The 22,184-nt window shown below is 72.3% G+C and carries 18 protein-coding genes; 11 read left to right on the forward strand and 7 right to left on the reverse strand.

What is annotated here, in order from left to right:
* Positions 1–12 precede the first annotated feature (12 nt).
* From IS481_RS05165 to IS481_RS05185, 5 genes are all read left to right on the forward strand, one after another.
* Complete coding sequence (locus IS481_RS05165) at positions 13–1,044, forward strand: ligase-associated DNA damage response exonuclease (RefSeq protein ID WP_104356173.1); 1,032 nt, start codon at positions 13–15, stop codon at positions 1,042–1,044.
* Positions 1,041–1,538 carry a hypothetical protein gene (locus IS481_RS05170; protein WP_104356174.1) on the forward strand — a complete coding sequence of 166 codons (498 nt, stop codon included), beginning with the start codon at positions 1,041–1,043 and terminating at the stop codon, positions 1,536–1,538. Before IS481_RS05165 ends, IS481_RS05170 begins: the two co-directional genes overlap by 4 nt.
* The gene (locus tag IS481_RS05175; protein WP_104356175.1) at positions 1,535–3,220 is read left to right on the forward strand and encodes an ATP-dependent DNA ligase; all 1,686 of its coding nucleotides are present in this window, start codon (positions 1,535–1,537) and stop codon (positions 3,218–3,220) included. The genes IS481_RS05170 and IS481_RS05175 overlap by 4 nt, the downstream gene beginning before the upstream one ends.
* 68 nt (positions 3,221–3,288) lie before the next feature.
* Positions 3,289–4,011 carry a GTP cyclohydrolase I gene (gene folE / locus IS481_RS05180; protein ID WP_104356176.1) on the forward strand — a complete coding sequence of 241 codons (723 nt, stop codon included), beginning with the start codon at positions 3,289–3,291 and terminating at the stop codon, positions 4,009–4,011.
* Positions 4,012–4,032: 21 nt separating this feature from the next.
* Positions 4,033–4,458, forward strand: coding sequence for a BLUF domain-containing protein (locus IS481_RS05185; RefSeq protein ID WP_104356177.1), 426 nt, complete (start codon positions 4,033–4,035; stop codon positions 4,456–4,458).
* Between the two features lie 13 nt (positions 4,459–4,471).
* Here the strand turns inward: IS481_RS05185 and IS481_RS05190 are convergent, their stop codons facing one another.
* Positions 4,472–5,590 (reverse strand): DUF748 domain-containing protein, encoded by a 1,119-nt coding sequence (locus IS481_RS05190; RefSeq protein WP_198425456.1) that lies wholly within the window; start codon positions 5,588–5,590, stop codon positions 4,472–4,474.
* Between the two features lie 72 nt (positions 5,591–5,662).
* Here IS481_RS05190 and IS481_RS05195 point away from each other — a divergent pair, with 72 nt between their 5' ends.
* The 4 genes from IS481_RS05195 to IS481_RS05210 are packed head-to-tail and all read left to right on the forward strand — an operon-like array spanning position 5,663 to position 9,871.
* Positions 5,663–6,490, forward strand: coding sequence for a DUF429 domain-containing protein (locus tag IS481_RS05195; protein ID WP_104356178.1), 828 nt, complete (start codon positions 5,663–5,665; stop codon positions 6,488–6,490).
* Positions 6,491–6,534: 44 nt separating this feature from the next.
* Complete coding sequence (locus tag IS481_RS05200; protein ID WP_104356179.1) at positions 6,535–8,982, forward strand: ligase-associated DNA damage response DEXH box helicase; 2,448 nt, start codon at positions 6,535–6,537, stop codon at positions 8,980–8,982.
* Entirely contained in the window at positions 8,979–9,371 is a 393-nt protein-coding gene (locus tag IS481_RS05205; protein WP_104356180.1) for a YkvA family protein, read from the forward strand. Before IS481_RS05200 ends, IS481_RS05205 begins: the two co-directional genes overlap by 4 nt.
* On the forward strand, positions 9,368–9,871 hold the full coding sequence (locus tag IS481_RS05210; RefSeq protein WP_104356181.1) for a thermonuclease family protein: 504 nt from the start codon (positions 9,368–9,370) through the stop codon (positions 9,869–9,871). The genes IS481_RS05205 and IS481_RS05210 overlap by 4 nt, the downstream gene beginning before the upstream one ends.
* Here IS481_RS05210 and IS481_RS05215 read toward each other — a convergent pair.
* From IS481_RS05215 to IS481_RS05240, 6 genes are all read right to left on the reverse strand, one after another.
* Positions 9,855–11,978 (reverse strand): TonB-dependent receptor family protein, encoded by a 2,124-nt coding sequence (locus IS481_RS05215; RefSeq protein ID WP_198425458.1) that lies wholly within the window; start codon positions 11,976–11,978, stop codon positions 9,855–9,857. The genes IS481_RS05210 and IS481_RS05215 overlap by 17 nt on opposite strands.
* Positions 11,975–12,889 (reverse strand): arginase, encoded by a 915-nt coding sequence (gene rocF, locus IS481_RS05220; RefSeq protein ID WP_104356182.1) that lies wholly within the window; start codon positions 12,887–12,889, stop codon positions 11,975–11,977. The genes IS481_RS05215 and rocF overlap by 4 nt, the downstream gene beginning before the upstream one ends.
* Before the next feature lie 26 nt (positions 12,890–12,915).
* Positions 12,916–13,818 (reverse strand): LOG family protein, encoded by a 903-nt coding sequence (locus IS481_RS05225; protein ID WP_104356183.1) that lies wholly within the window; start codon positions 13,816–13,818, stop codon positions 12,916–12,918.
* A 77-nt stretch (positions 13,819–13,895) separates the two neighbouring features.
* Positions 13,896–14,675: a HesA/MoeB/ThiF family protein gene (locus tag IS481_RS05230; protein ID WP_104356184.1), complete on the reverse strand. Its 780-nt coding sequence runs from the start codon at positions 14,673–14,675 to the stop codon at positions 13,896–13,898.
* A 97-nt stretch (positions 14,676–14,772) separates the two neighbouring features.
* A complete protein-coding gene (locus IS481_RS05235; protein ID WP_104356185.1) occupies positions 14,773–16,221 on the reverse strand; it encodes a S41 family peptidase in 1,449 nt (482 codons plus the stop codon).
* A gap of 125 nt (positions 16,222–16,346) precedes the next feature.
* Positions 16,347–17,438, reverse strand: coding sequence for an ABC transporter ATP-binding protein (locus IS481_RS05240; RefSeq protein ID WP_104356186.1), 1,092 nt, complete (start codon positions 17,436–17,438; stop codon positions 16,347–16,349).
* A 266-nt stretch (positions 17,439–17,704) separates the two neighbouring features.
* On the opposite strand from IS481_RS05240, the gene IS481_RS05245 reads away from it, so the two are divergent.
* A complete protein-coding gene (locus IS481_RS05245; protein ID WP_104356187.1) occupies positions 17,705–19,312 on the forward strand; it encodes an ABC transporter permease in 1,608 nt (535 codons plus the stop codon).
* A 114-nt stretch (positions 19,313–19,426) separates the two neighbouring features.
* Positions 19,427–22,165 carry a bifunctional diguanylate cyclase/phosphodiesterase gene (locus IS481_RS05250; protein ID WP_170067435.1) on the forward strand — a complete coding sequence of 913 codons (2,739 nt, stop codon included), beginning with the start codon at positions 19,427–19,429 and terminating at the stop codon, positions 22,163–22,165.
* The last annotated feature ends 19 nt before the right edge of the window (positions 22,166–22,184 follow it).

Genomic DNA, 22,184 nt, shown 5'->3' on the forward strand with positions numbered 1-22,184 from the left:
GAGGGGGCGGGCGTGGCGGACCTGGTCGTCGAACGCCCCGAGGGGCTGTACTGTCCGCCTGGCGACTTCCACATCGACCCGTGGCGGCCGGTGCACCGCGCCGTGATCACCCACGCCCATGCCGACCATGCCCGCGTCGGGCATGCGCACTACCTGGCCGCCGCACCGGCCGAGGGCGTGCTGCGCGCGCGGCTGGGCGACATCTCCCTGCAGCCGCTCGCCTACGGCGAGACGGTCGAGCACCGAGGCGTGCGCGTCTCGCTGCATCCGGCCGGGCACGTGCTCGGCTCGGCCCAGGTGCGCATCGAGCATCGCGGCGAGGTGTGGGTGGTCTCGGGCGACTACAAGGTGGAGCCTGATGCGACCTGCGCACCCTTCGAGCCGGTGCGCTGCCATTGCTTCATCACCGAATCGACCTTCGGCCTGCCGATCTACCGCTGGCCGCCGCAGCAGGAGGTGTTCGCCGAGATCAATGCCTGGTGGGCGGCCAACGCCGCCGCCGGCCGCCCCAGCCTGCTGCTGGGCTACAGCTTCGGCAAGGCGCAGCGGCTGCTCAGCGGCGTGGACGCCTCGATCGGGCCCATCGTCGTGCACGGCGCGGTGGAACCGGTGAACCGGGCCTACCGTGCCGCCGGCGTCGCGCTGCCGGCGACCCGGCTGGTGTCGGAAGTGGCGGACAAGGCCGATCTGCGGCGCGCCCTGGTGCTCGCGCCGCCCAGCGTGCAGGGCAGTGCCTGGCGGCGCCGCTTTGCCAGTGCCAGCGACGCGTTCGCCAGCGGCTGGATGCGCCTGCGCGGCACGCGGCGGCGGCGCGGCGTCGACCGCGGCTTCGTGCTGTCCGACCATGCCGACTGGCCGGGGCTGATGCAGGCCATCGCGGCCACCGGCGCCGGGCGGGTCATCGTGACGCACGGCTACGAAGCGGTGCTGGTGCGCTGGTTGCAGCAGCAGGGGCTGCAGGCCGGGGCCTTCCGCACCGAGTACGGCGACGACGCGATCGAGGAGGCCGCGGCCGCCGGCACCGGGGAGGACGCCACGCCATGAAGGCCTTCATCGAAGCCAGCCGGCGCCTGCGCGCCGACTACCAGCCCGGCTTGTGGATCGGCGCGATCCGGCCCGCGTTCGGGGCCGGAGAGGTCGAGCAGGACGGCCGCATCGAGCGCTACCCGCCGCACTACCTGGTGGCGTTGTGGCCTCCGCTGCCGGCGGCGCACCCGGTGCTGCCGCGCTGGCCGGCGGTCGCGGCGATCGCCTCGCCCGACGGGCAGGCCGCGCTGCTCGAGCTGATGCGGCACGTGCCGGCCGATGCGCGGGTGTGGCTGGCCGACGAGGCGGTCGACTGGGCGCTGGTGGCCGACATCGTGCGGCTGAGCGACCGCCACCTCGCGCCTTACCACCACCGGGAGCTGGAGCGCTTCATCGCCGCGCGGCGTGCCGAGGACGCGGCGCGCATCCGGGCCGAGTATTCCGACATCGATGCCGGCTTCCAGGCGCTCAAGCGCCGCCTGCTGCCGCCGCAGGAGGGCGGCGCGGGATGAAGCGCTTCGCGCGCCTGTACGCCGAGCTGGATGCCTCGACCGGCACGCTGGAGAAGGTCGCGGCACTGAAGCGCTACTTCGCCGAGGCCGACCCGGCGGATGCCGCCTGGGCCGTGTACTTCCTTGGCGGCGGCCGGCCGCGCCAGCTGGTGCCGACCCGCCAGCTGCGCGCGCTGGCCTGCGAGGTCGCGGGCATCGACGACTGGCTGTTCGAGGAGTGCTACCAGGCGGTCGGCGACCTGGCCGAAACCATCGCCCACGTGCTGCCCCCGGGGCACGGCGAGACCGCGCTCGGCCTGGCGCGCTGGGTCGAGGAGCGGCTGCTGCCGCTGCGCGCTTTGCCGCCCGAGGAACAACGGGCGCGCATCCGCGGCTACTGGGACGAGCTGGACTGGGCCGGGCGCTTCCTGCTCGCCAAGCTGATCGGGGGCGGCTTCCGGGTCGGCGTCTCGCGCCTGCTGGTCACGCGGGCGCTGGCCGAGCATGCCGGCATCGACCCCAAGCTGGTCGCGCAGCGCATGATGGGCTTCACCGGCATGGTGGGCGAGGGCCGCGAGCGGCCCGGCGCCGAGCGCTACCTGGCGCTGCTGTCGCCCGGGGCGGGCGGTCCGGCCGACGGCGGCCAGCCGTACCCGTTCTTCCTCGCGCACCAGATCGAGCTGCCGGTCGAGCGTTTCGAGGAGCGCCTCGGGGCGCCGTCGCAGTGGCTGGTCGAATGGAAGTACGACGGCATCCGCGCGCAGCTCGTGCGCCGGGCAGGCCGGACCTGGATCTGGTCGCGCGGCGAGGAGCTGGTCACCGACCGCTTCCCCGAGGTGGTGGCGCAGGCGGAGGCGCTGCCCGACGGCACGGTGCTCGACGGCGAGATCCTGGTCTGGAAGGCAGGGCGGCCGGCGTCGTTCGCGCTGCTGCAGCAGCGCATCGGCCGCAAGACGCTGACGAAGAGGGTGCTGGCCGAGGCGCCGGTCGGGTTCATCGCCTATGACGTGCTCGAGTGGCAGGGCGAGGACGTGCGGGCCCGCCCGCAATGGCAGCGCCGCGCGCTGCTGGAGCAGCTCGAGGTGCCGCGGTCGCCCCTGGTCGAGGGCGCGGACTGGGCGACGCTCGCGGAGCTGCGCGCGCAGTCGCGCGAGCGCGGCGTCGAGGGCTTCATGCTCAAGCACCGCGAGGCCGCCTACGGCGTCGGGCGCACCAAGGCCGACGGCACGTGGTGGAAGTGGAAGATCGAGCCGATGCGCGTGGACTGCGTGCTGGTCTACGCGCAGCGCGGCCATGGCCGGCGCGCCAGCCTCTACACCGACTACACCTTCGCGGTGTGGAACCGTGCGCCCGCCGACGCCGCCGAGGCGCAGGCGGTGGTCGAGGCGATCGCCCGGCGCGAGCCGCCGGCACCGGGAGGTCTGCAGCTGGTGCCGTTCGCCAAGGCCTATTCGGGCCTGACCGACGAGGAGTTCCGCCGGGTCGACGCGACCATCCGGCGCCACACGCTGGAGAAGTTCGGCCCGGTGCGCAGCGTGCGGCCCACGCTCGTGTTCGAGCTGGGTTTCGAGGGCATCCAGCGCAGCAGCCGCCACAAGAGCGGCATCGCGGTGCGCTTTCCCCGCATGCTGCGCCTGCGTCCGGACAAGCCGCTGCACGAGGCCGACACCCTGCAGACGCTGGAGGCGCTGCTGGGCGGCTGATGCCCCCGCCGCCGTGCCGGCCGGGCAAGGCTGCTAGCATCGCCGGCATCGACAGGACCCCGCAAGCCATGAAAGCCGTTTCTCCCGCGAATGCCGCCGTGACCGAAGACGAAGGCGTGCCGGTGTCGCAGCGCATCCGCGAACGCCTGCGCGCCGCCAAGCGGCGCTTCCACGCCAACGACAACATCGCCGACTTCATCCGCCCCGGCGAGCTGGAGGCGCTGCTCGACGAAGTGGAGCAGCGCGTCAAGGGCGTGCTCGAGAGCCTGGTGATCGACACCGAGAGCGACCACAACACCCAGGACACCGCGCGCCGCGTGGCCAAGATGTACCTGCAGGAGGTGTTCAAGGGCCGCTACGTGCCGATCCCGAGCGTCACCGAGTTCCCCAACGCCGAGCGGCTCAACGAGCTGATGATCGTGGGGCCGGTGACGGTGCGCAGCGCCTGCTCGCACCACTTCTGCCCCATCCTCGGCAAGCTGTGGATCGGCGTGATGCCCAACGAGCATTCCAACCTGATCGGCCTGTCCAAGTACGCCCGTCTGGCCGAATGGATCATGAGCCGCCCGCAGATCCAGGAGGAGGCCGTGGTCCAGCTGGCCGACCTGCTGCAGGAGAAGATGCAGCCCGACGGGCTGGCCATCGTGATGGAGGCCGACCATTTCTGCATGCAGTGGCGCGGCGTCAAGGACATGGACTCCAAGATGGTCAACAGCGTGATGCGCGGCTCGTTCCTGAAGGACGCGACGCTGCGCCGCGAGTTCCTGTCTCTGCTGAACCACCGCAAGTAAGTCTTCCCGGGAGCCCACGCCATGATGATCCGCCTGCTCTATGCCAGCCGCGCGGCCCAGCCGGTGAGCCAGGAGGTGATCGACGAGATCCTGTCGCGCGCGCGGGCGCGCAACCCGGCGCTCGGCATCACGGGCATCCTGTGCCATGGGGGCGACATCTTCATGCAGGTGCTCGAGGGCGGGCGCGAGGCGGTCAACGAGCTGTACAAGGAGATCGTCTGCGACCCGCGCCACCGCGACGTGGTCATCCTGCGCTACGAGGAGATCGCCGAGCGGCGCTTCGCCGGCTGGACCATGGGACAGGTCAACCTCGCCAAGATCAACCCGTCGCTGCTGCTGAAGTACTCCGAGAAGCCGGTGCTGGATCCGTACCGGGTCTCCGGGGCCGCCTCGATGGCGCTGCTCGAGGAGCTGATCGCGACCGCCTCGATCGTCGGCCGCACCTGACGGCGGGCGGCGGTCAGCGGCCGAACAGGCCCTTGACCATGTTGCCCACGCCCTCGACCACGCCGCCCACGCTCACGCCCAGCGAGCGCGCCAGGCCCGAGGCCACCTGCACCGCGAGGTTCTCGTTGAGCGAGAACTTCGGGTCGTCGAGGCGGCCTTCCAGCGTGAAGTCCAGTTCCAGCCTGCCGTTGCGGCTCATCGCGGCGATCACCGCCTGGCGCGGCACGCCGGCGAAGGTGCCGAGCACGCCCGAGCTGTGCAGCTGCAGGTCCGACAGCGTCAGGTGGCCCGGCGCGCGCAGGCGCTGGTCCTTCACCTTGGCGTCCAGCCGCAGGTCCAGCGTGCCGCGCCGCACGCCGGTCTCCGAGACCTTGATCAGGTAGGGCTGCAGGGCCACCAGGTCGACGCCGGCAAAGCGCGCGCGGATGTCGGCGTCCTGGGTCGCCAGCGTCACGCGGCCGGCCACGTGCAGGCGTCCGTCGCGCTGCACGCCCTTGAGCACGCCGTCGAGCTCGACCTGCGTCGCGCTGTCGAGCGCGGGCAGGTCCAGCGGGCCGACCCCGGCCTGCAGCCGTTCCAGCCGCAGCTTCAGCGCCGGGCGGCGCACCGAGGCGTCGAAGAACTCCAGCGTGCCGTCGTGCAGCTCGATGCGGCCGATCGACACCGCCGGCGCGCTGCCGTCCGCGGCGCCGGGATCGGCACGCCGTTCCTCGGTCAGCGCCGGCAGCACGCGCAGGCGGCCGTCGCGGGTGCGCAGCATCGACACGTAGCCGCCCTCGACCCGCACCCGGTGGATGCGCAGCGTGCCGCCCAGCAGGCTGCGCAGGTCAGGCACCACCAGCACGCGCTGCGCGCGCAGCTCGTCCTCGGCCGGCCACTGCCGGTTGCGGTCGCCACGCACGCGCACGTCCAGCGCCTCGACGCCGTTCCAGCCGACCCGCAGCTGCGCGACCTGGCTGCGCGGGCCGAGCGCGGCCTCGAGCTGCCGTTGCAGCTGGTGCACCGCGACGCGGAAGCCGACGACGCCGAGCGTGGCCAGCGCGAGCAGCACCGCCAGCGCGATGACGAGCGCGCGCCGCGCACGCGGCCGGGAAGCGGGAGCAGGGGAGGGATCGATGCGGTCCATGGCCATCGCAGCCGTGAATTCTGCGCGACGCGAAGCGGCGCTGCACGCGGCACGGGCCATCCGTCACACAATGCCGTGATGGATGTGTTACCTGTTGCCGGCTGGAGCGTGGTCGGCGTCGACTTCACCAGCCGGCCCACGCCGCGCAAGCCCATCACCGTCGCGCGCGGCGTTTGCCGCGACGGGGCCGTGCAGCTGCAGGAGCTGCTGACGCTGCCGAGCGATGCGGCGTTCGCCGCCTGGCTGGCCGGGCCAGGCCCGTGGGTGGGCGCGTTCGACTTCCCGTTCGGCCTGCCGCGCGAGCTGGTCGAGCAGCTCGGCTGGCCGACCGAGTGGCTGCCGCTGATGCGCCACTACGCCGCGCTGTCGCGGGAGGCGATCCGAACCACCTTCGCCGCCTTCTGCGCGGCGCGCCCGGCCGGCGCCAAGTTCGCGCACCGGGCCTGCGACCGCCCGGCCGGCTCGTCGCCGTCGATGAAATGGGTCAACCCGCCGGTCGCGTACATGATGCATGCGGGCGTACCCCGGCTGCTCGAGGCCGGCGTGCACCTGCCCGGCCTGCACGACGGCGACCCGCAGCGCGTCGCGCTCGAGGGCTATCCGGGGCTGCTGGCGCGTGAGCTGATCGGCGCGCGCAGCTACAAGGCCGACGCGCGCGCGAAGCAGACGCCCGAGCGGCTGATCGCCCGCAAGGACTTGCTCGAGGCACTGGAGCAGGGCCGCACGCGCCTGGGCCTGCGGCTGCGCCTGACGCACGCGCAGCGCGACCGGCTGGTGGCCGACCCGATGGCCGACAGCCTGGACGCGGTGCTGTGCATGATGCAGGCCGCCTGGGCGGCCCGGCAGCCACGCTGGGGCCTGCCGGACGCGGTGGACCCGCTGGAGGGCTGGATCGCCAGCGCCTGAGCGCGGCCCGGGGGCCTTTGGGCCGGCCCGGAATAATGTCCGCCATGGACGAACCCATCACGGTCGCCGAGGACTGGTTCGCGTCGCGCGGCTGGCAGCCGTTCCCGTTCCAGCGCGAGGTCTGGCAGGCCATGCAGCGCGGTGCCAGCGGCCTGCTGCACGCGACCACCGGCGCGGGCAAGACCTACGCGGTGTGGCTCGGCGCCCTGCTGCGCGCGCGCCGGCATCCGGCCGCGGCGCGCGGGGCGCCTCCCTTGCAGGTGCTGTGGATCACGCCGATGCGCGCGTTGGCGGCCGACAGCGTGCGCGCCTTGCAGGCCCCGCTGGCGGCGCTGGCCCCGGGCTGGTCGGTGGGCATGCGCACCGGCGACACGCCGGCGGCCGAGCGTGCCCGGCAGGACCGCCGCTGGCCCGCGGCGCTGGTCACCACGCCCGAGTCGCTGAGCCTCATGCTCACGCGCGAGTCCGCGCGCGAGCAGCTCGCGCAGGTGCACACCGTGATCGTCGACGAATGGCACGAGCTGCTCGGCAACAAGCGCGGCGTGCAGGTGCAGCTGGCGCTGGCGCGCCTGCGACGCTGGAATCCGTCGCTCGCGGTCTGGGGCCTGAGCGCGACGCTGGGCAACCTCGGCCAGGCGATGGAGGTGCTGCTGGGCGGCCCGGGCGGCACGCTGGTGCAGGGGCGCATCGACAAGGCGCTGGTGATCGACACCCTCATCCCGCCCGAGCCGGGGCGCTTCACCTGGGCCGGGCACCTGGGCCAGCAGATGCAGCAGCCGGTGATCGACGAGATCGAACGCTCGTCGACCACGCTCGTGTTCACCAACACGCGTTCGCAGGCCGAGCTGTGGTACCAGATGCTGATCGAGGCCCGGCCCGACTGGGCCGGCCTGGTGGCGCTGCACCACGGCTCGCTGGACCAGGCGGCGCGCGAGTGGGTGGAGCTGGGGCTGAAGGAGGGACGGCTGAAGGCGGTGGTGGCGACCTCGTCGCTGGACCTGGGCGTGGACTTCCTGCCGGTCGAGCGCGTGCTGCAGATCGGCTCGGCGCGCGGCGTGGCGCGCCTGCTGCAGCGGGCCGGGCGCAGCGGCCATGCGCCGGGGCGCCCCAGCCGCGTGACCCTGGTGCCCACGCACACGATGGAGCTGGTCGAGGCGGTGGCCGCACGCCGTGCCGCGCAGGCCGGGCGCATCGAACAGCGCGTCTCGCCGGACAAGCCGCTGGACGTGCTGGTGCAGCACCTGGTGACGGTGGCGCTCGGGGGCGGCTTCACGAGCGACGATCTCTACGACGAGGTGCGCAGCGCCTACGCCTACCGCGGCCTCACCCGCCAGGAGTGGCGGTGGGCGCTGAACTTCGTCGAGCGCGGCGGCGACAGCCTGCACGCCTACCCGGAATACCACCGCGTCCGGCCGGTCGACGGCGTCTACCGCGTGACCGACCGCGGCATCGCGCGCCGCCACCGCCTGCAGGTCGGCACCATCGTCGGCGATGCGACGATGCAGGTGAAGTACCTCGGCGGCAGCCGGATCGGCACCATCGAGGAAAGCTTCATCGCGCGCCTGAAGCCGGGCGACTGCTTCCTGTTCGGTGGGCGGCTGCTCGAGTTCGTGCGGGTGCAGGACCTGGTCGCCTACGTGCGCCGCGCCGAGCGCAGGCGCGGCGCGGTGCCGCGCTGGAACGGCGGGCGGATGTCGCTGTCCAACGAGCTGGCCGACATGATGCTGCAGGTGCTGCGCGGCGTGCAGCAGGGCGATGTCCTCGATGGCGAACTGCAGGCGGCGCAGCCCATGCTGGCCGTGCAGCAGCGCCTGTCGCGGCTGCCGTCGCCCGAGACCCTGCTGGTCGAGCGCTACCGCTCGCGCGAGGGGCACCACCTGTACCTCTACCCGTTTGCCGGGCGCGACGTGCACATGGGCCTGGCCAGCCTGCTGGCCTGGCGGCTGGCGAAGGACCGGCCCAACACCTTCAGCCTGTCGTTCAACGACTACGGCCTGGAGCTGCTGAGCGCGCTGCCGGTCGACGTGAGCGCGGTGCTCGACGGCCGCGCGTTCTCGTCCGGGCACCTGCTGGAGGACGTGCTGGCCAGCCTCAATTCGACCGAGCTGTCGCAGCGGCGCTTCCGCGAGATCGCGCGCGTGGCGGGCCTGGTGTTTGCCGGGTATCCCGGTGCCCCCAAGAGCATGAAGCAGCTGCAGGCGTCCAGCTCGCTCTTCTTCGAGGTGTTTCGCAAGTACGATCCGGGCAACCTGCTGCTGGCCCAGGCCGAACGCGAAGTGCTCAGCCAGGAGCTGGACATCGCGCGCCTGCGCGCCACGCTGGGCGCGATGCGCCGCAAGCGCATCGAGGCGGTGGTGCTGCGGCACCCGAGCCCGATGTCGCTGCCGCTGATGGTGGAGCGCTTCCGCGAGCAGCTGACGACCGAGAAGCTGGCCGACCGCCTGCAGCGCATCCTGCGGGCGGCCGAGAAGACCTTGCAGAAGACGCCATGAAGCTGACCAAGCTGGTACGCGCCGCCCACACCGCGCGCCTGGCCACCCACCTGATCGCGCTGTGGAAGCTGTTCCGCGACCGGCGCATGCCGCGCGCCGCGCGCCTCGTGGCGATCGTCGTGCTGGCCTACGCGGTGAGCCCCATCGACCTGATCCCGGACTTCATCCCGGTGCTGGGCCAGCTCGACGACCTGGTGCTGATCCCGCTCGGCATCGCGCTGGTCGCGAAGCTGGTGCCGCAGCCGGCATGGCAGCAGCTGCTGCGCGAGGCCGAGGTCTCGCGCGAGAAGCTGCCGCGCCTGCTGTGGGGTGCGGCGCTGGTCGTGCTGCTTTGGCTGGTGATGCTGGGGCTGTTCGTCTGGTGGCTGCTGGGCGGGAGCGGCGCATGAGGCGGTTCGTCATCGCGTCGTGGCTGGCCCTGTGTTGCCTGCCGGCCTGGGCCGACGGGACGCGCGTGGTCGGCAGGGTCACGCGCGTGACCGACGGCGACACGCTGTGGCTGCGCGTCGAGGGCGAGAACCGCAAGCCGCTGAAGATCCGCATCGAGGGCATCGATGCCCCCGAGGCCTGCCAGCCCTGGGGCCGCGAGGCCACCGAGGCGCTGAAGGCGCGCGTGCTCGGCCGTCGCCTGGAGGCCGTGCTGCGCGCCCGGGACAGCTACCAGCGGTGGCTGGGCACCTTGTGGCTGGACGGCGAGGACGTGGCCGCCTGGATGGTCCGCGAGGGCCATGCCTGGAGCTACCGCTTCCGCCGCGACGACGGGCCCTATGCGGCGCTGGAGCGCGAGGCGCGGCAGGCCCGGCGCGGCCTGTTCTCGCAGCCGGACCCGATGCTGCCGCAGGTGTTCCGCCGCTGGCACGGCCCCTGCCCGCCTAGAGCGGCCAGCTGAGGCCGAGCGTCCAGCGACGCGGCGCGCCCGGCTCGAAGTAGCGCCGGTTGCCCTCGTTGACGATCACGCTGCCCACATGGCGGCGGTCGAACAGGTTGTCGATGCGCGCGAACAGCTCCGGGCCCGAGGCACCACCCAGGCGCACCCGGCTGCGCAGCGCCAGCACGCCGTAGCCGGCGGCGAAGTCGCTGTTGACGTCGTCGACCGCGGTGCGTCCCTGGGCGCGCCACTCGGCGGCCAGCTCGTGCCCGTGGCCCGGTCGCCAGGCCAGTTCGAGCCAGGCGCTGCGCGGCGTGGTGCCGGCGATGCGGTTGCCGGGCGCGACCGGCACGGTCGGCTCGGTGCACGGCGCGCCGTCGCAGGCCAGGAAGGCGTCGCGGTAGGTGGCGTCCAGCCAGGTCAGCGCCAGGCGCGCCTGCAGCGTGCGCTGCCAGCGCCAGTGCAGGGCGAGCTCAGCCCCCTGGCGCACCGTGCGGCCGACGTTCGCGTAGCTGGAGCGCCCGCCGGTGTTGGTGCGCACCGCCAGCTCGTCGCGCGTCTCGGCGCGGAACAGCGCCACGTCCAGCCCTGCCGCACTGTCCGGCGCGCGCCACTTCGCGCCCAGCTCGAGCTGGCGGCTGCGCTGCGGGTCCAGCGTGTCGTTGAAGCCGCCGCTGCCGTCGCCGCGGTAGGCCAGCTCGTTGAGCGTGGGCGCCTCGAAGCCGCGCCCGACGCTCGCATACAGGTTCCACTGCGGCGTCGCGCGCCACAGCAGGCCGGCCACCGGGTTGGCATAGCGGAAGCGGGCGTGGCCCGAGTCGTCGCCGTTGGCCAGGAACCGGTCGTCCGAGCGCTGTCGCAGCCGCCCGGCGCGCAGCCCCAGCGTCGCGACGACGCGTTCGCCGAGGTCGACCTCCGCCTGGGTGTAGAGGTCGGTCGTGTCGGCCGCGTTGACCTCGTTGCGGCGCAGGGCACCGGCCACCCCCAGCCGCTGGCCGGCGCCGCTGCCGGCGTGGTTCTCGTAGCCCTTGCGGCGGTCGCGCTGGTGCTCCCAGGCGATGCCGGCGACCCAGCGCACGGACGCGAAGCGCCACACCGCGCGCGCGTCCAGGCCGTGGTAGCGACGGTCCAGGTCGATCACGCCGCCCGAATGCGTCGGGTTTGCCTGCGCGGCGGGCGGCACGGCCAGCCACTGCTGCACCTCGCGCTGGCCGAGGTAGGCCGTGAGGGCCGTCTCGCTCAGGACGCCACCGTGCTCGCGCCTCCACTGCGCGCCGAGCTGCCGTTGCCGCGTGGTCTTGCGGGTGTCGAAATCGAGCGCCTGCGGCGTGGTCTGCCCGGGATCGTCCTCGTACTGGGCGCGCGTCAGCCCGAGCGGGTCGTCGGCCTTCTGGTGCAGCGCGTGGGCATGGACCACCATGCGATCGGCGCCATCGTGCCAGCCCAGGCGCAGGTTGCCGAGCAGCCGCCGCGCACCGGCATGCGGGCGGAAACCGTCGGTCTCGAAGGCCGAGGCGGTGGCGCGCAGGTCCCAGCGCTCGTCGAGCGGCGCCTCGTAGCGGCCGCGCAGCTGGCGCGCGCCGTGGCTGCCGATCACCACGCCCGCCTCGGCGCGGCGCTCGCGCACCGGCGCGCTGACCAGCGCGATCACGCCGCCCGAGCCGTGGCCGTACAGCGCCGAGAACGGACCGCGCAGCACCTCGACGCGCTGCGCGCCGAGCAGGTCGAAATGCGAGACCTGCCCGGAGCCGTCCGGCATCGTCGCCGGGATGCCGTCGGTATAGAGCCGCAGGCCGCGCACGCCGAAGCCGGCGCGCGCACCGAAGCCGCGCGAGCTGACCTGCAGGTCCTGCGCGTGGTTGCCGCGATGCAGCACCGACAGCCCCGGCACCGCGGCGAGCGACTCGGACAGGTCCACCAGCCAGCCGCCGGCGCGCAGTGCCTCCTCGTCGACCGTGCCGATCGCGTAGGGTGCGTCGAAGGCGCGCAGCTCGGCCACCGAGCCGGTGACGACGAGGGGTTCGAGCGCGGGTTCGGCCGCGGGCGCGGGCTGCGCCCGCAGCGTCGCGGCCAGTCCGGCGAGCAGGCCCGCCAGGCCGTGGGACAGGAAGCGGGCAGCGGGCCTCACCGGCGCATCAGGGTGGACTTGCCGAACAGGCTGGCGATCAGGTCCACCGCCACCTCGGCCGTCTGGTTGCGCACGTCCAGCGCCGGGTTCAGCTCCATCACGTCCAGCGAGGCGAGCCGGCCGCTGTCGGCGATCATCTCCATGCACAGCTGGGCCTCCCGGTAGGTCGGCCCGCCGCGCACCGTGGTGCCCACGCCCGGGGCAATTTCCGGGTCGAGGAAGTCCACGTCGAAGCTGACGTGCAGGTGGGTGCGTTCGTCGAGCATCGCCAGCGCCAGCTCCATCGTGTGCCGCATGCCCATCTCGTCGATGTAGCGCATGTCGAACACTTCCAGCCCCATCTCGTGCACGAAGCGCTTCTCGCCTTCGTCGACGCTGCGGATGCCGATCTGGCGCACCATGTTCGGCTGGATCGCCGGGACGTGGCCGCCCAGGCGGACCAGCGGCTCGGGACCGTGGCCGCACAGGCAGGCCACCGGCATGCCGTGCAGGTTGCCGCTCGGGGTGATCAGGCTGGTGTTGAAGTCGGCGTGCGCGTCCAGCCACAGGATGCGCAGCTTCTTCCCCTGCTCGCGGCAGTGGCGCGCCACCGCGCTGATCGAGCCGATGCCCAGGCAATGGTCGCCGCCCAGCAGGACCGGCAGCCGCCCCTGCTGCAGCTCGCCGTAGACCGCCTCGTGCACCGCGCTGTTCCAGGCCACCACCTCGTCGAGGTGGCGGTAGCCGTCGACCGGCGGTTGCCAGGGGTTGGGCGGCCCGGAGAGGTTGCCGCGGTCGATCACCTCGCAGCCCAGGCCCTCCAGCGTGGGCTGCAGCCCCGCCACGCGCAGGGCCTCGGGGCCCATCGACACGCCGCGCGCGCCGGCCCCGACGTCGGTGGGCGCGCCGATCAGGCTCACGGGTATCGGCATGGTGGTTCTCCCTCCTCCAGGGCGCGTCACTCCTCGGCGAGCGCGCCGTTGGCGTGATGTGGGGCGTCCAGCGCGTAGGCCGCGCAGATCGCCGCCCAGGCTTCCTCGGCGGTTTCGACGTACTGGAACAGGTGGACGTCCTCGGGCGAGATCATGCCGGTCTCGACCAGCACGTCGAAGTTGATCACGCGGCTCCAGAACTCGCGGCCGAACAGCAGGATCGGGCGCTTGCGCGACTTGCCGGTCTGCGTCAGCGTCATCGCCTCGAACAGCTCGTCGAGCGTGCCGAACCCGCCCGGGAAGCACACCAGCGCGATCGCGCGCATCAGGAAGTGCATCTTGCGCAGGCCGAAGTAGTGGAACAGGAAGCACAGTTCCGGCGTGACGTAGGGGTTGGGCTCCTGCTCGTGCGGCAGCACGATGTTCAGCCCGATGCTCTTGCCGCCCGCCTCGAAGGCGCCGCGGTTGCCGGCCTCCATGATGCCGGGGCCGCCGCCGGTGCAGACGTAGATCGGCGGGTCCAGGCGCTTCGACGCCTCGGTGACGATGGCGGCGAAGCGGCGCGCCTCCTCGTAATAGCGGGACATGCGCACGCGCGCCTCGGCGTGCTGGACGAGCACCGGGTTGTTCGACTTGCGCGCTTCGGCCAGCAGCTCCTGCGCGACGTCGGCCGGGGGGATGCGCGCGCTGCCGAAGATCACCACGGTCAGCTCGATGTTGTGCTCGCGTTGCACCAGCTCGGGCTTGAGCAGCTCCAGCTGCATGCGCACCGGGCGCATTTCCTCGCGCAGCAGGAACTTCTCGTCGGTGAAGGCGAGCCGGTATGCGCTTTCCGGGCCGCCGTAGCGCGGCAGCGTCGAGGCTGCGATCACATCCTCGTGGGCAGAAGGGAAATTGCGCGCCGTCAGCTTCTGACGCTTGTTGGTCATCTTCGGGTCTACCCTTGTTGTCTGTGTGCGAGGGGCGCCAGCTTATCCGACGCCGCGGCCGCTGCCGTGCACCGGGCTCAGGAGGTTGTGACAAGGTGCGGGGTTTCCCGCCATGCCGCACAGACGGAGCAGCCGGCGTGCCGGCCGATGCGGATCTCGCTCCATTCCATCGACCGGGCGTCCAGCATCTGCAGCCGTCCGGCGAGCGAGCTGCCCACCCCGGCCAGCAGCTTGAGGGCCTCGGCGGCCTGGACCGTGCCGATGATGCCCACCAGCGGGGCGAACACGCCCATGGTCGCGCAGCGCACCTCGTCGACCTGCTGGTCGGGTGGGAACACGCAGGCGTAGCAGGGCGCCTGGGGCTGGCGCGTGTCGTAGACCGAGACCTGCCCGTCGAAGCGGATCGCCGCGCCCGCCACCAGGGGCTTGCGGTGCTGCACGCAGGCGCGGTTGATGGCCTGGCGGGTGGCGAAGTTGTCGGTGCAGTCGAGCACCACGTCGGCCTCGGCGACCAGCTCCGACAGCAGCGCCTCGTCGGCCCGGCGCACCACGGGGCGCACCCGCACGTCGGGGTTGATCGCGGCGATCGTGGTCGCGGCCGATTCCGCCTTGGGGCGTCCCAGGCGCGACATGTCGTGGATGATCTGCCGCTGCAGGTTGGTCAGGTCCACCTCGTCATGGTCGACCAGGGTCAGGCGGCCGACGCCGGCGGTCGCCAGGTAGTAGGCCACCGGCGAGCCCAGCCCGCCGGCACCCACCACCAGGGCGTGGCCGGCCAGGATGCGCTCCTGCCCCTCGACGCCGAGGTCGTCGAGCAGCAGATGCCGGCTGTAGCGCAGGAGCTGTTCGTCGTTCATCGCACCAGCATACCGAATCCGCCATGGCCCCGGAGGCGGCCCAAAATGCCGACGCCCGCGGCAGGCGGGCGTCGGCGGGAGGGCTGGCGGGCGGCGATCAGTTCGCGCCGGTTTCCTCGGGCTTGCGCTCGACCGCGGTCCTGGACACCAGCACCGGCTTGCCCTTGAGGCGGTTGAGCGCCTGCTGCAGCTGGAAGTCCTCGGGGCTGCCGTACTCGGGCAGCGGCTTCGGGCCGGCGCCTTTCTGCTGCTTCAGCGCTTCTTCTTCGAGGCGGCGCAGCGCTTCCTCGCGCGCCTTCTCGCGTGCCGGGTCCTTCTCGTCCTTCTCGTCGCCGTTCTGCAGGTGCTTCTGCAGGTCGGCCTCGCGCATGCGCAGCGCGGCGTAGACGTTGCCCTCGGGCGTTTCGTCCAGCATCACGTCCGGCACGATGCCCTTGGCCTGGATCGAGCGGCCGCTGGGCGTGTAGTAGCGGGCCGTGGTCAGCTTGAGCGCCGTGTCGGGCGTGAGCTGCCGCACGGTCTGCACCGAGCCCTTGCCGAAGGTCTGCGAGCCCATGATGACCGCGCGCTTGTGGTCCTGCAGGGCGCCGGCGACGATCTCGCTCGCCGAGGCCGAGCCCTCGTTGACCAGCACCACCAGCGGCACGTTCTTGATCGCCTCGGGCAGGCGCTTGAGCGGGTCGCCGCCGCCGCGGCGCACGTAGAACTCGGGGCTGGCCTTGAACACCGCCTTGGATTCGGCGATCTGGCCGTTGGTCGAGACCACCACCGCCCCCTTGGGCAGGAAGGCCGAGGCCACCGCGACCGCGCCCTCGAGCAGGCCGCCGGGGTCGTTGCGCAGGTCCAGCACGATGCCCTTGAGGGCCGGGTCCTGCTTGTACAGCTCTTCCAGCTTGCGCACGAAGTCGTCGACCGTGCGGTCCTGGAACTGGCTGATGCGCAGCCAGGCGTAGCCGGGCTCGACCATCTTGGCGCGCACGCTCTGCACGCGGATCTCCTCGCGCGTGATGGTCACCGGGAAGGTGCGGCTTTCCGACTTGCGGAAGATGGTCAGGATGACCTTGGTGTTCGGCTCGCCGCGCATGCGCTTGACCGCCTGGTCGATGGTCAGGCCCTTGACCGCGGTGTCGTCGATCTTGGTGATCAGGTCGCCGCTCTTGAGGCCGGCGCGGTAGGCGGGCGAGCCCTCGATCGGCGAGACGATCTTGACCAGGCCGTCCTCCATCGTGATCTCGATGCCCACGCCGACGAAGCGGCCGGTCGTGCCCTCGCGGAATTCCTTGAAGGACTTCTTGTCGAAGTACTGCGAGTGCGGGTCCAGGCCCGCGACCATGCCGCTGATCGCGTCGGTGATCAGCTTCTTCTCGTCGACCGGCTCGACGTAGTCCGACTTGACCATGCCGAAGACCGCGGCCAGCTGCTGGAGTTCCTCCAGCGGCAGCGGGGCAAGCCCGTTCCTGGCCGTCGCCTGCAGCTGCATGGTGGTCAAGGCGCCCGCGACCGCGCCGAGCGAGATCCAGCCAGCAATCTTCAATTTGGCACCCATGTGCGCGCAGTCCTTTCGCTTGCCCTGTCCTGGGAAAACTGGAGTCAGTATAGGCTGACCGCCAGCCCCTTCGATGCCCGAAACCGCCAGAAAGTTGCAGGGCTTCCCGGCGGACGGGGGCGCCGTCAGCCGGCGGTTTCCTTCGGGAAGGTCACGACGTGGTCGACGTCGGGGCGGATCCCGATCCACTCGCCCAGCGCGTGGTCGTGGTGGGACGGCACGTGCGCCAGCACCTGCTCGCCGGACTCCAGCCGCAGGGTGTAGAGGAACTCCGAGCCGCGGAAAGCCTTGCGCTCGATGCGGGCTTTGACCGGGCTGGCGTCGTCGTGGACGATGTCGTCGGCGCGCAGCAGCACCTCGCATTCGCCGTCCGGATAGGCGGTCGGCAGCGGGCATTCCTCCAGGTCGGTCAGGTCGCCCAGGGGGGTGCGCACCACCGGCCCGTGGACCGATTCGACGATGCGCGCCGGCGCGAACACGCCGTGGCCGATGAAGTCGGCGACGAAGCGCGTGGCCGGGCGGTGGTAGAGGTGGTAGGCGTCGTCCCACTGCTCCAGGCGGCCGTGGTTCATCACGCCGATCAGGTCGCCCACCGCGAACGCCTCCATCTGGTCGTGGGTGACGAACAGCGCGGTGGTGGAGGTCTGCTTGAGGATGTTGCGCAGCTCGTGCGCGAGCCGCTCGCGCAGGTCCACGTCGAGATTGGAGAACGGCTCGTCCAGCAGCAGCAGGCGCGGCTGCGGCGCCAGCGCCCGCGCCAGCGCGACGCGCTGCTGCTGGCCGCCGGAGAGCTGGTGCGCATAGCGGCGCTCCATGCCGGCCAGGCCGACCAGCGCCAGCATCTGCGCCACCCGGGCGCTGCGCTGGGCCTTGTCCATCTTCGGCAGGCCGAAGGCGACGTTGTCGTGCACGTTCAGGTGCGGGAACAGCGCGTAGTCCTGGAACACCATGCCGATCTGCCGGCGCTCCGGCGCCAGGTGCACGGTGGCGTCGGGGGTGGCGGCGCTCAGCACCTGGCCGGCGATCAGGATGCGCCCGCCCTGGATGCGCTCCAGCCCGGCGATGGCGCGCAGCAGCGAGGTCTTGCCGCAACCCGACGGGCCGATCAGCACGCCGATCTCGCCGGCGTTGAGCGTCAGGCTGACCTGGTCGACGGCCGGGTGCTGCGATGCACTGCCGGGGTAGCGGATGGTGACGTGATCGAGCTGGAGGAACATGCTGGGACCGCAACGGAAAAACGACGTCGCGCGGCCTTCAGGGGCCGCGCGAAGCCACGAACTATGCCCGAATTCCCGGCCTGGGCCGACGCGCAGGCGGGCGCCGGCGTGCCGTAATGCCGTGGCCTGGCCTGGTGCGTCCCGGATCGGGAAGGTTTCGAGAGAGAATAATTTGATTTCTCATTCCTTCCGTCTTGATGGTCGTCAAGGCGGCAGCCGACGCGCTGCACCTGCCGGCGCTCTTGCTGCGCCGTATTGCTGTACTCATGCGCCTGCTTTCCGTCCTGACCCTGCTGCTCGCCCTGCCGGTGCTGGGCGTTGTCGGCTCCTGGGCCGTCTTCAACGCCGACAGCTTTGCGGTCATCGCACACCAGTTCACCACCGTGCTGCCGGGCTACGCCTGGACGTCCTTCCTGCTGTCGGCCTGCGTCGCGCTCGGCGTGGCGGTGGTCGGGGGGCTGACCGCGGCCACGGTGACGCTGTTCGACTTCCCCGGCCGGCGCGTCTTCGAGTGGGCGCTGCTGCTGCCGCTGGCGATGCCGGCCTACGTGATGGCCTACGCCTACACCGACTTCCTGCAGTACAGCGGGCCGCTGCAGACCGCGCTGCGCGCGCTGACCGGCCGCGAGGGCGCGATGCTGCCCGACGTGCGCAGCCTGGGCGGGGCGGTGCCGATGTTCATCTTCTCGTTCTACCCCTACGTCTACCTGCTCACGCGCGCGGCGCTGTCCGAGCGCGGCGTGCACCTGATGGAGGCGGCCCGGCTGCTCGGCGCCGGCACTGCCCGCCGGGTCTGGCGCGTGGCGCTGCCGCTGGCGCGCCCGGCGATGGCCGCCGGCGTGGCGCTGGCGCTGATGGAGACGCTGGCCGACTACGGCGTCGGTTCGTACTTCGGCCTCAACACCTTCACGACCGGCATCTACAAGGCGTGGCTGTCGATGGACGACCGCATCGCCGCGGCCCAGCTGGCCACCGTGCTGCTGGCGGTGGTCGCGCTGCTGCTGTGGTTCGAGCACCGCGCGCAGCGGCGCCTGCGCTTCGCGACCGGGCGCGGCGGCCACGGTGGCGGCCAGGAGGCGCGCCCGGTGCCGCTGGCCGGCCGGCACCGCTGGCTGGCCTGGACCGTGTGCACGGTACCGGTGCTGCTCGGCTTCGTGCTGCCGGTGCTGGTGCTGCTGCGCCTGCTGTGGGCCGAGATGCACTACTCCGAGTTCGGCATGCCCTGGGACCGCTTCGCGCAGTGGAGCTGGGCCAGCTTCCGGCTGGCGGCGATCGCCGCGGCGCTGGCGGTGCTGCTGTCGGTGGCACTGGCGTTCGCGATGCGCACCAGCCCGCGCCCCGGGCTGCGCTTCGCGGTGCGCGTGGTCTCGCTGGGCTATGCCGTGCCGGGGGCGGTGATCGCGGTGGGCATCCTGCTGCCGCTGGGCTGGCTGCAGTCGGTCTGGCCCGACAGCGGCCTGACCGCGCTCGTGACCGGCACCGCCTTCGGCCTGCTGTACGCCTACCTGGTGCGCTTTTCCGCGGTGGCGCTGCAGTCGGTGGAATCGGGCTATGCCCGCATCCCGGTGACGCTGGACGAGTCCGCCCGCATGCTGGGCACGCCGCGCTGGAAGCTGCTGGGGACCGTGCACGTGCCGCTGCTGCGGCGCTCGGCGCTGGCCGCCGGTCTGCTGGTGTTCGTCGACGTGATGAAGGAACTGCCCGCCACCTACGTGCTGCGGCCGTTCAACAGCGATACGCTGGCCGTGGTGGCCAACCAGCTGGCGCGCGACGAGCGGCTCGGCGAGGCGGCGCTGCCGTCGCTGGCCATCGTGCTGGTCGGCCTGCTGCCGGTGGTGCTGCTGTCGCGCGCGATGCGCGCCCAGCGCGGCTGAGGCACGCGGCAGGCTCGAGCGGTGCCGGTGCGGGCCGACACGAGAGGGGCAGAAGGCGTGCGTGCCCCGGAGACCGCAGGCGCGCCGGAGAGGGGGCGGACAGTGGATGTATCGGTGGAGCAGTTGCCTCGGCGCGGCCATGCGTACAAGGCGTTGGCATGGGCGGTGCTGGTGGCCAGCCTCGTCACCACGCTCTTCCTCTGGCGCGACGCGGCCGAGCAGCTGCGGCAGCAGTCCGACGCCTCGCTGGACCGCTTCGCGGCCCGCACCGCGGCGGCGATCGACGAGGGCTTCGACCTCCATACCCAAGTGCTGCTGAGCTTCCGCAGCCTGTTCCAGGTCGGCGACCATGTCAGCGCGGAGGTGTTCCGCCACCATTTCGAGGCGTTGTCGGTGGGCGAACGCTTCCCGGCAGTGCAGGCGGTGCAGTACTCGGCGCTGGTGCCGCATGCCGCGAAGGCCCGCTTCGAGCAGGCCATGCGCGAGCGCCTGCTGGCCGAGGCAGGCATCGCCGACTACGCGATCAAGCCGGCCGGCGAGCGGCCGCTGTACACGCCGGTGGTCTACACGGAGCCGCTGGCGGGCAACGAGGTGGCGCTCGGCTTCGACAGCCTGGGCAGCCCCGCGCACCGCGAGGCGGTCGAGCGGGCGCGCGACAGCGGCCGGCCGGGGGTGTCGGCCCCGGTGATGCTGCTGCAGGGCGACCCCGGCATCGTGATCCGGGTGCCGGTCTATGCGCCGGGCATGCCGCTGGAGACGGTCGAGCAGCGGCGTGCGGCCTTCGTCGGGCTGGTCTCCGGGGTGTTCCGCGCGGTGCGCGTGATGGCCGAGGTGATGACCAACGAGGCGCTCGGCTACCGCCTGCGGGTGGAGGACCTGGGGGCCCTCGACGAGCCCCCGGACCCGCCGGGCGCCCCGGTGCGCCTGCTGTTCGACAGCCTGGCCGGGGCGGGGCCGTTCGCCCCGGCGCTGGACGACCTGCGGGTGCACGTGCGCATCGTCGCCGGCAGGCTGTGGGCGATCAAGGTGGCGCGCACGCCGAAGGCGTTCCACTGGCAGGCGCATCCGCTGATGATGCTGCTGGGCGGCGTGTTTGCCTCGCTGGTGAGCTTCGCCGCGGTGATGGCCTTCGCGGTGCGCTACGACCAGGCGGCCAAGATCGCGCGCCGCCTGGGGCGCGAGGCACAGGCCTACGCCTCCCGGCTCAAGGCCGTGATCGACAGCGCGGTCGACGGCATCCTCACGCTGGCCGGCGACGGCACGGTGCTGAGCGCCAACGTCTCGGCGCAGCGCATGTTCGGCCTGGCCGAGCAGGACATGGTCGGGCGGCCGATCGGGGATTTCGTCCCCCGTGCGTTCGGCACGGCGTCCGGCCCGGTGGTGCAGGAAAGCAGCGGACGGCGCGCCGACGGCAGCGAGTTCCCGGTCGACGTGGCCTTCACCGAGATGCAGCTGGGTGACGAGCGCCAGTACGTCGGCGTGGTGCGCGACATCTCCGAGCGGCGCCGCACGGAGGAGCGCATCCGCCACATGGCGCTGCACGACGCGCTCACCGGCCTGCCCAACCGGACATTGCTCGAGGAGCGCCTGGCACACGCGACGGAGCGCGCCCGGCGCGAAGGCCGCATGATGGCGCTGCTGTTCGTCGACCTGGACCGCTTCAAGAACATCAACGACTCGCTCGGCCACCACGTCGGCGACCAGGTGCTGTGCGAGGTGGCGCACCGGCTGCGCGGCGCGGTGCGGCACAGCGACATCGTGGCGCGCATGGGCGGCGACGAGTTCGTCGTGCTGCTGCCGGACATCGGCAGCCAGGCCGATTGCGAGGCGGTGGCGCGCAAGATGCTCGACGCGCTGACGCCGCCGATGGTGGCGGCCGGCCACGAGCTGCGCGTCACTGCCAGCATCGGCGTGGCCGCCTATCCGGACGCCGGCCACGACCCCACCCACCTGATGCGCCATGCGGACCGCGCGATGTACCTGGCCAAGGACGCCGGCCGCAACACCTACCGGCTGTTCACGCCCGGCGGGGACGCGGCGATCGCCGCCGACCTGCAGATCGAGAACGACCTGCACCGGGCACTGGAGCGCGACGAGCTGGTGCTGTATTTCCAGCCGCAGTTCGAGTGCCACAGCGGGCGCCTGGTCGGTGCCGAGGCGCTGGTGCGCTGGCACCGCGACGGCCGGCTGGTGGCTCCGGAGGAGTTCATCCCGGTGGCCGAGGACACCGGCCTGATCGTGCCGATCGGCGAATGGGCGCTGCGCGAGGCCTGCCGGCAGGCGGCAGGCTGGCAGCAGCGCCTGGAATGGCCGGTGCGAGTGGCGGTCAACCTCTCGCCGCGGCAGCTCGAAGACGAGCAGGTGGTCGAGCGCATCGCGCAGACGCTGCAGGCCAGCGGCCTGCCGGCGCAGCTGCTGGAACTGGAGATCACCGAGAACGCCGTCGTGCGCGACACCCGGCAGGCGGCCTTCCGGCTGCAGCGGCTGCGGGCGCTGGGCGTGAGCATCGCGATCGACGACTTCGGCGTCGGCTACTCCAGCCTGTCGTACCTGCAGGAGCTGCCGGTCGACAAGTTCAAGATCGACCACTCGTTCGTGGCCCGGCTGCAGGGGCCGGGCAGCGACGCGCGGCTGGTGCGGGCGCTGATCGCGATGGCGCACAGCCTGGATGTCGGCATCGTCGCCGAGGGCGTCGAGACGCCGGCGCAGCTGCGCCAGCTGCAGGCGCTGGGCTGCGACGAGGCGCAGGGCTACCTGCTCGGCCGGCCGGTGCCGGCGGCGCAGTTCCTGGCCCGGATCGTCGCTTTGCAGCGTGCCGGCCACATTCCGGTGCCGCCCGAGGCGGTGCCGTAAGCTGGAACGGGCCCCGCGC

Source organism: Caldimonas thermodepolymerans (genome assembly GCF_015476235.1).
In the GTDB taxonomy this organism is placed as follows: Bacteria; Pseudomonadota; Gammaproteobacteria; order Burkholderiales; family Burkholderiaceae_C; genus Caldimonas; species Caldimonas thermodepolymerans.

Coding starts and splice junctions, on each gene's coding strand:
- IS481_RS05170 (WP_104356174.1), top strand. CDS start 1,041: ATGAAGGCCTTCATCGAAGCCAGCCGGCGCCTGCGCGCCGACTACCAG.
- IS481_RS05175 (WP_104356175.1), top strand. CDS start 1,535: ATGAAGCGCTTCGCGCGCCTGTACGCCGAGCTGGATGCCTCGACCGGC.
- folE (WP_104356176.1), top strand. CDS start 3,289: ATGAAAGCCGTTTCTCCCGCGAATGCCGCCGTGACCGAAGACGAAGGC.
- IS481_RS05185 (WP_104356177.1), top strand. CDS start 4,033: ATGATGATCCGCCTGCTCTATGCCAGCCGCGCGGCCCAGCCGGTGAGC.
- IS481_RS05190 (WP_198425456.1), bottom strand. CDS start 5,590: ATGGCCATGGACCGCATCGATCCCTCCCCTGCTCCCGCTTCCCGGCCG.
- IS481_RS05195 (WP_104356178.1), top strand. CDS start 5,663: ATGGATGTGTTACCTGTTGCCGGCTGGAGCGTGGTCGGCGTCGACTTC.
- IS481_RS05200 (WP_104356179.1), top strand. CDS start 6,535: ATGGACGAACCCATCACGGTCGCCGAGGACTGGTTCGCGTCGCGCGGC.
- IS481_RS05205 (WP_104356180.1), top strand. CDS start 8,979: ATGAAGCTGACCAAGCTGGTACGCGCCGCCCACACCGCGCGCCTGGCC.
- IS481_RS05210 (WP_104356181.1), top strand. CDS start 9,368: ATGAGGCGGTTCGTCATCGCGTCGTGGCTGGCCCTGTGTTGCCTGCCG.
- rocF (WP_104356182.1), bottom strand. CDS start 12,889: ATGCCGATACCCGTGAGCCTGATCGGCGCGCCCACCGACGTCGGGGCC.
- IS481_RS05225 (WP_104356183.1), bottom strand. CDS start 13,818: ATGACCAACAAGCGTCAGAAGCTGACGGCGCGCAATTTCCCTTCTGCC.
- IS481_RS05230 (WP_104356184.1), bottom strand. CDS start 14,675: ATGAACGACGAACAGCTCCTGCGCTACAGCCGGCATCTGCTGCTCGAC.
- IS481_RS05235 (WP_104356185.1), bottom strand. CDS start 16,221: ATGGGTGCCAAATTGAAGATTGCTGGCTGGATCTCGCTCGGCGCGGTC.
- IS481_RS05240 (WP_104356186.1), bottom strand. CDS start 17,438: ATGTTCCTCCAGCTCGATCACGTCACCATCCGCTACCCCGGCAGTGCA.
- IS481_RS05245 (WP_104356187.1), top strand. CDS start 17,705: ATGCGCCTGCTTTCCGTCCTGACCCTGCTGCTCGCCCTGCCGGTGCTG.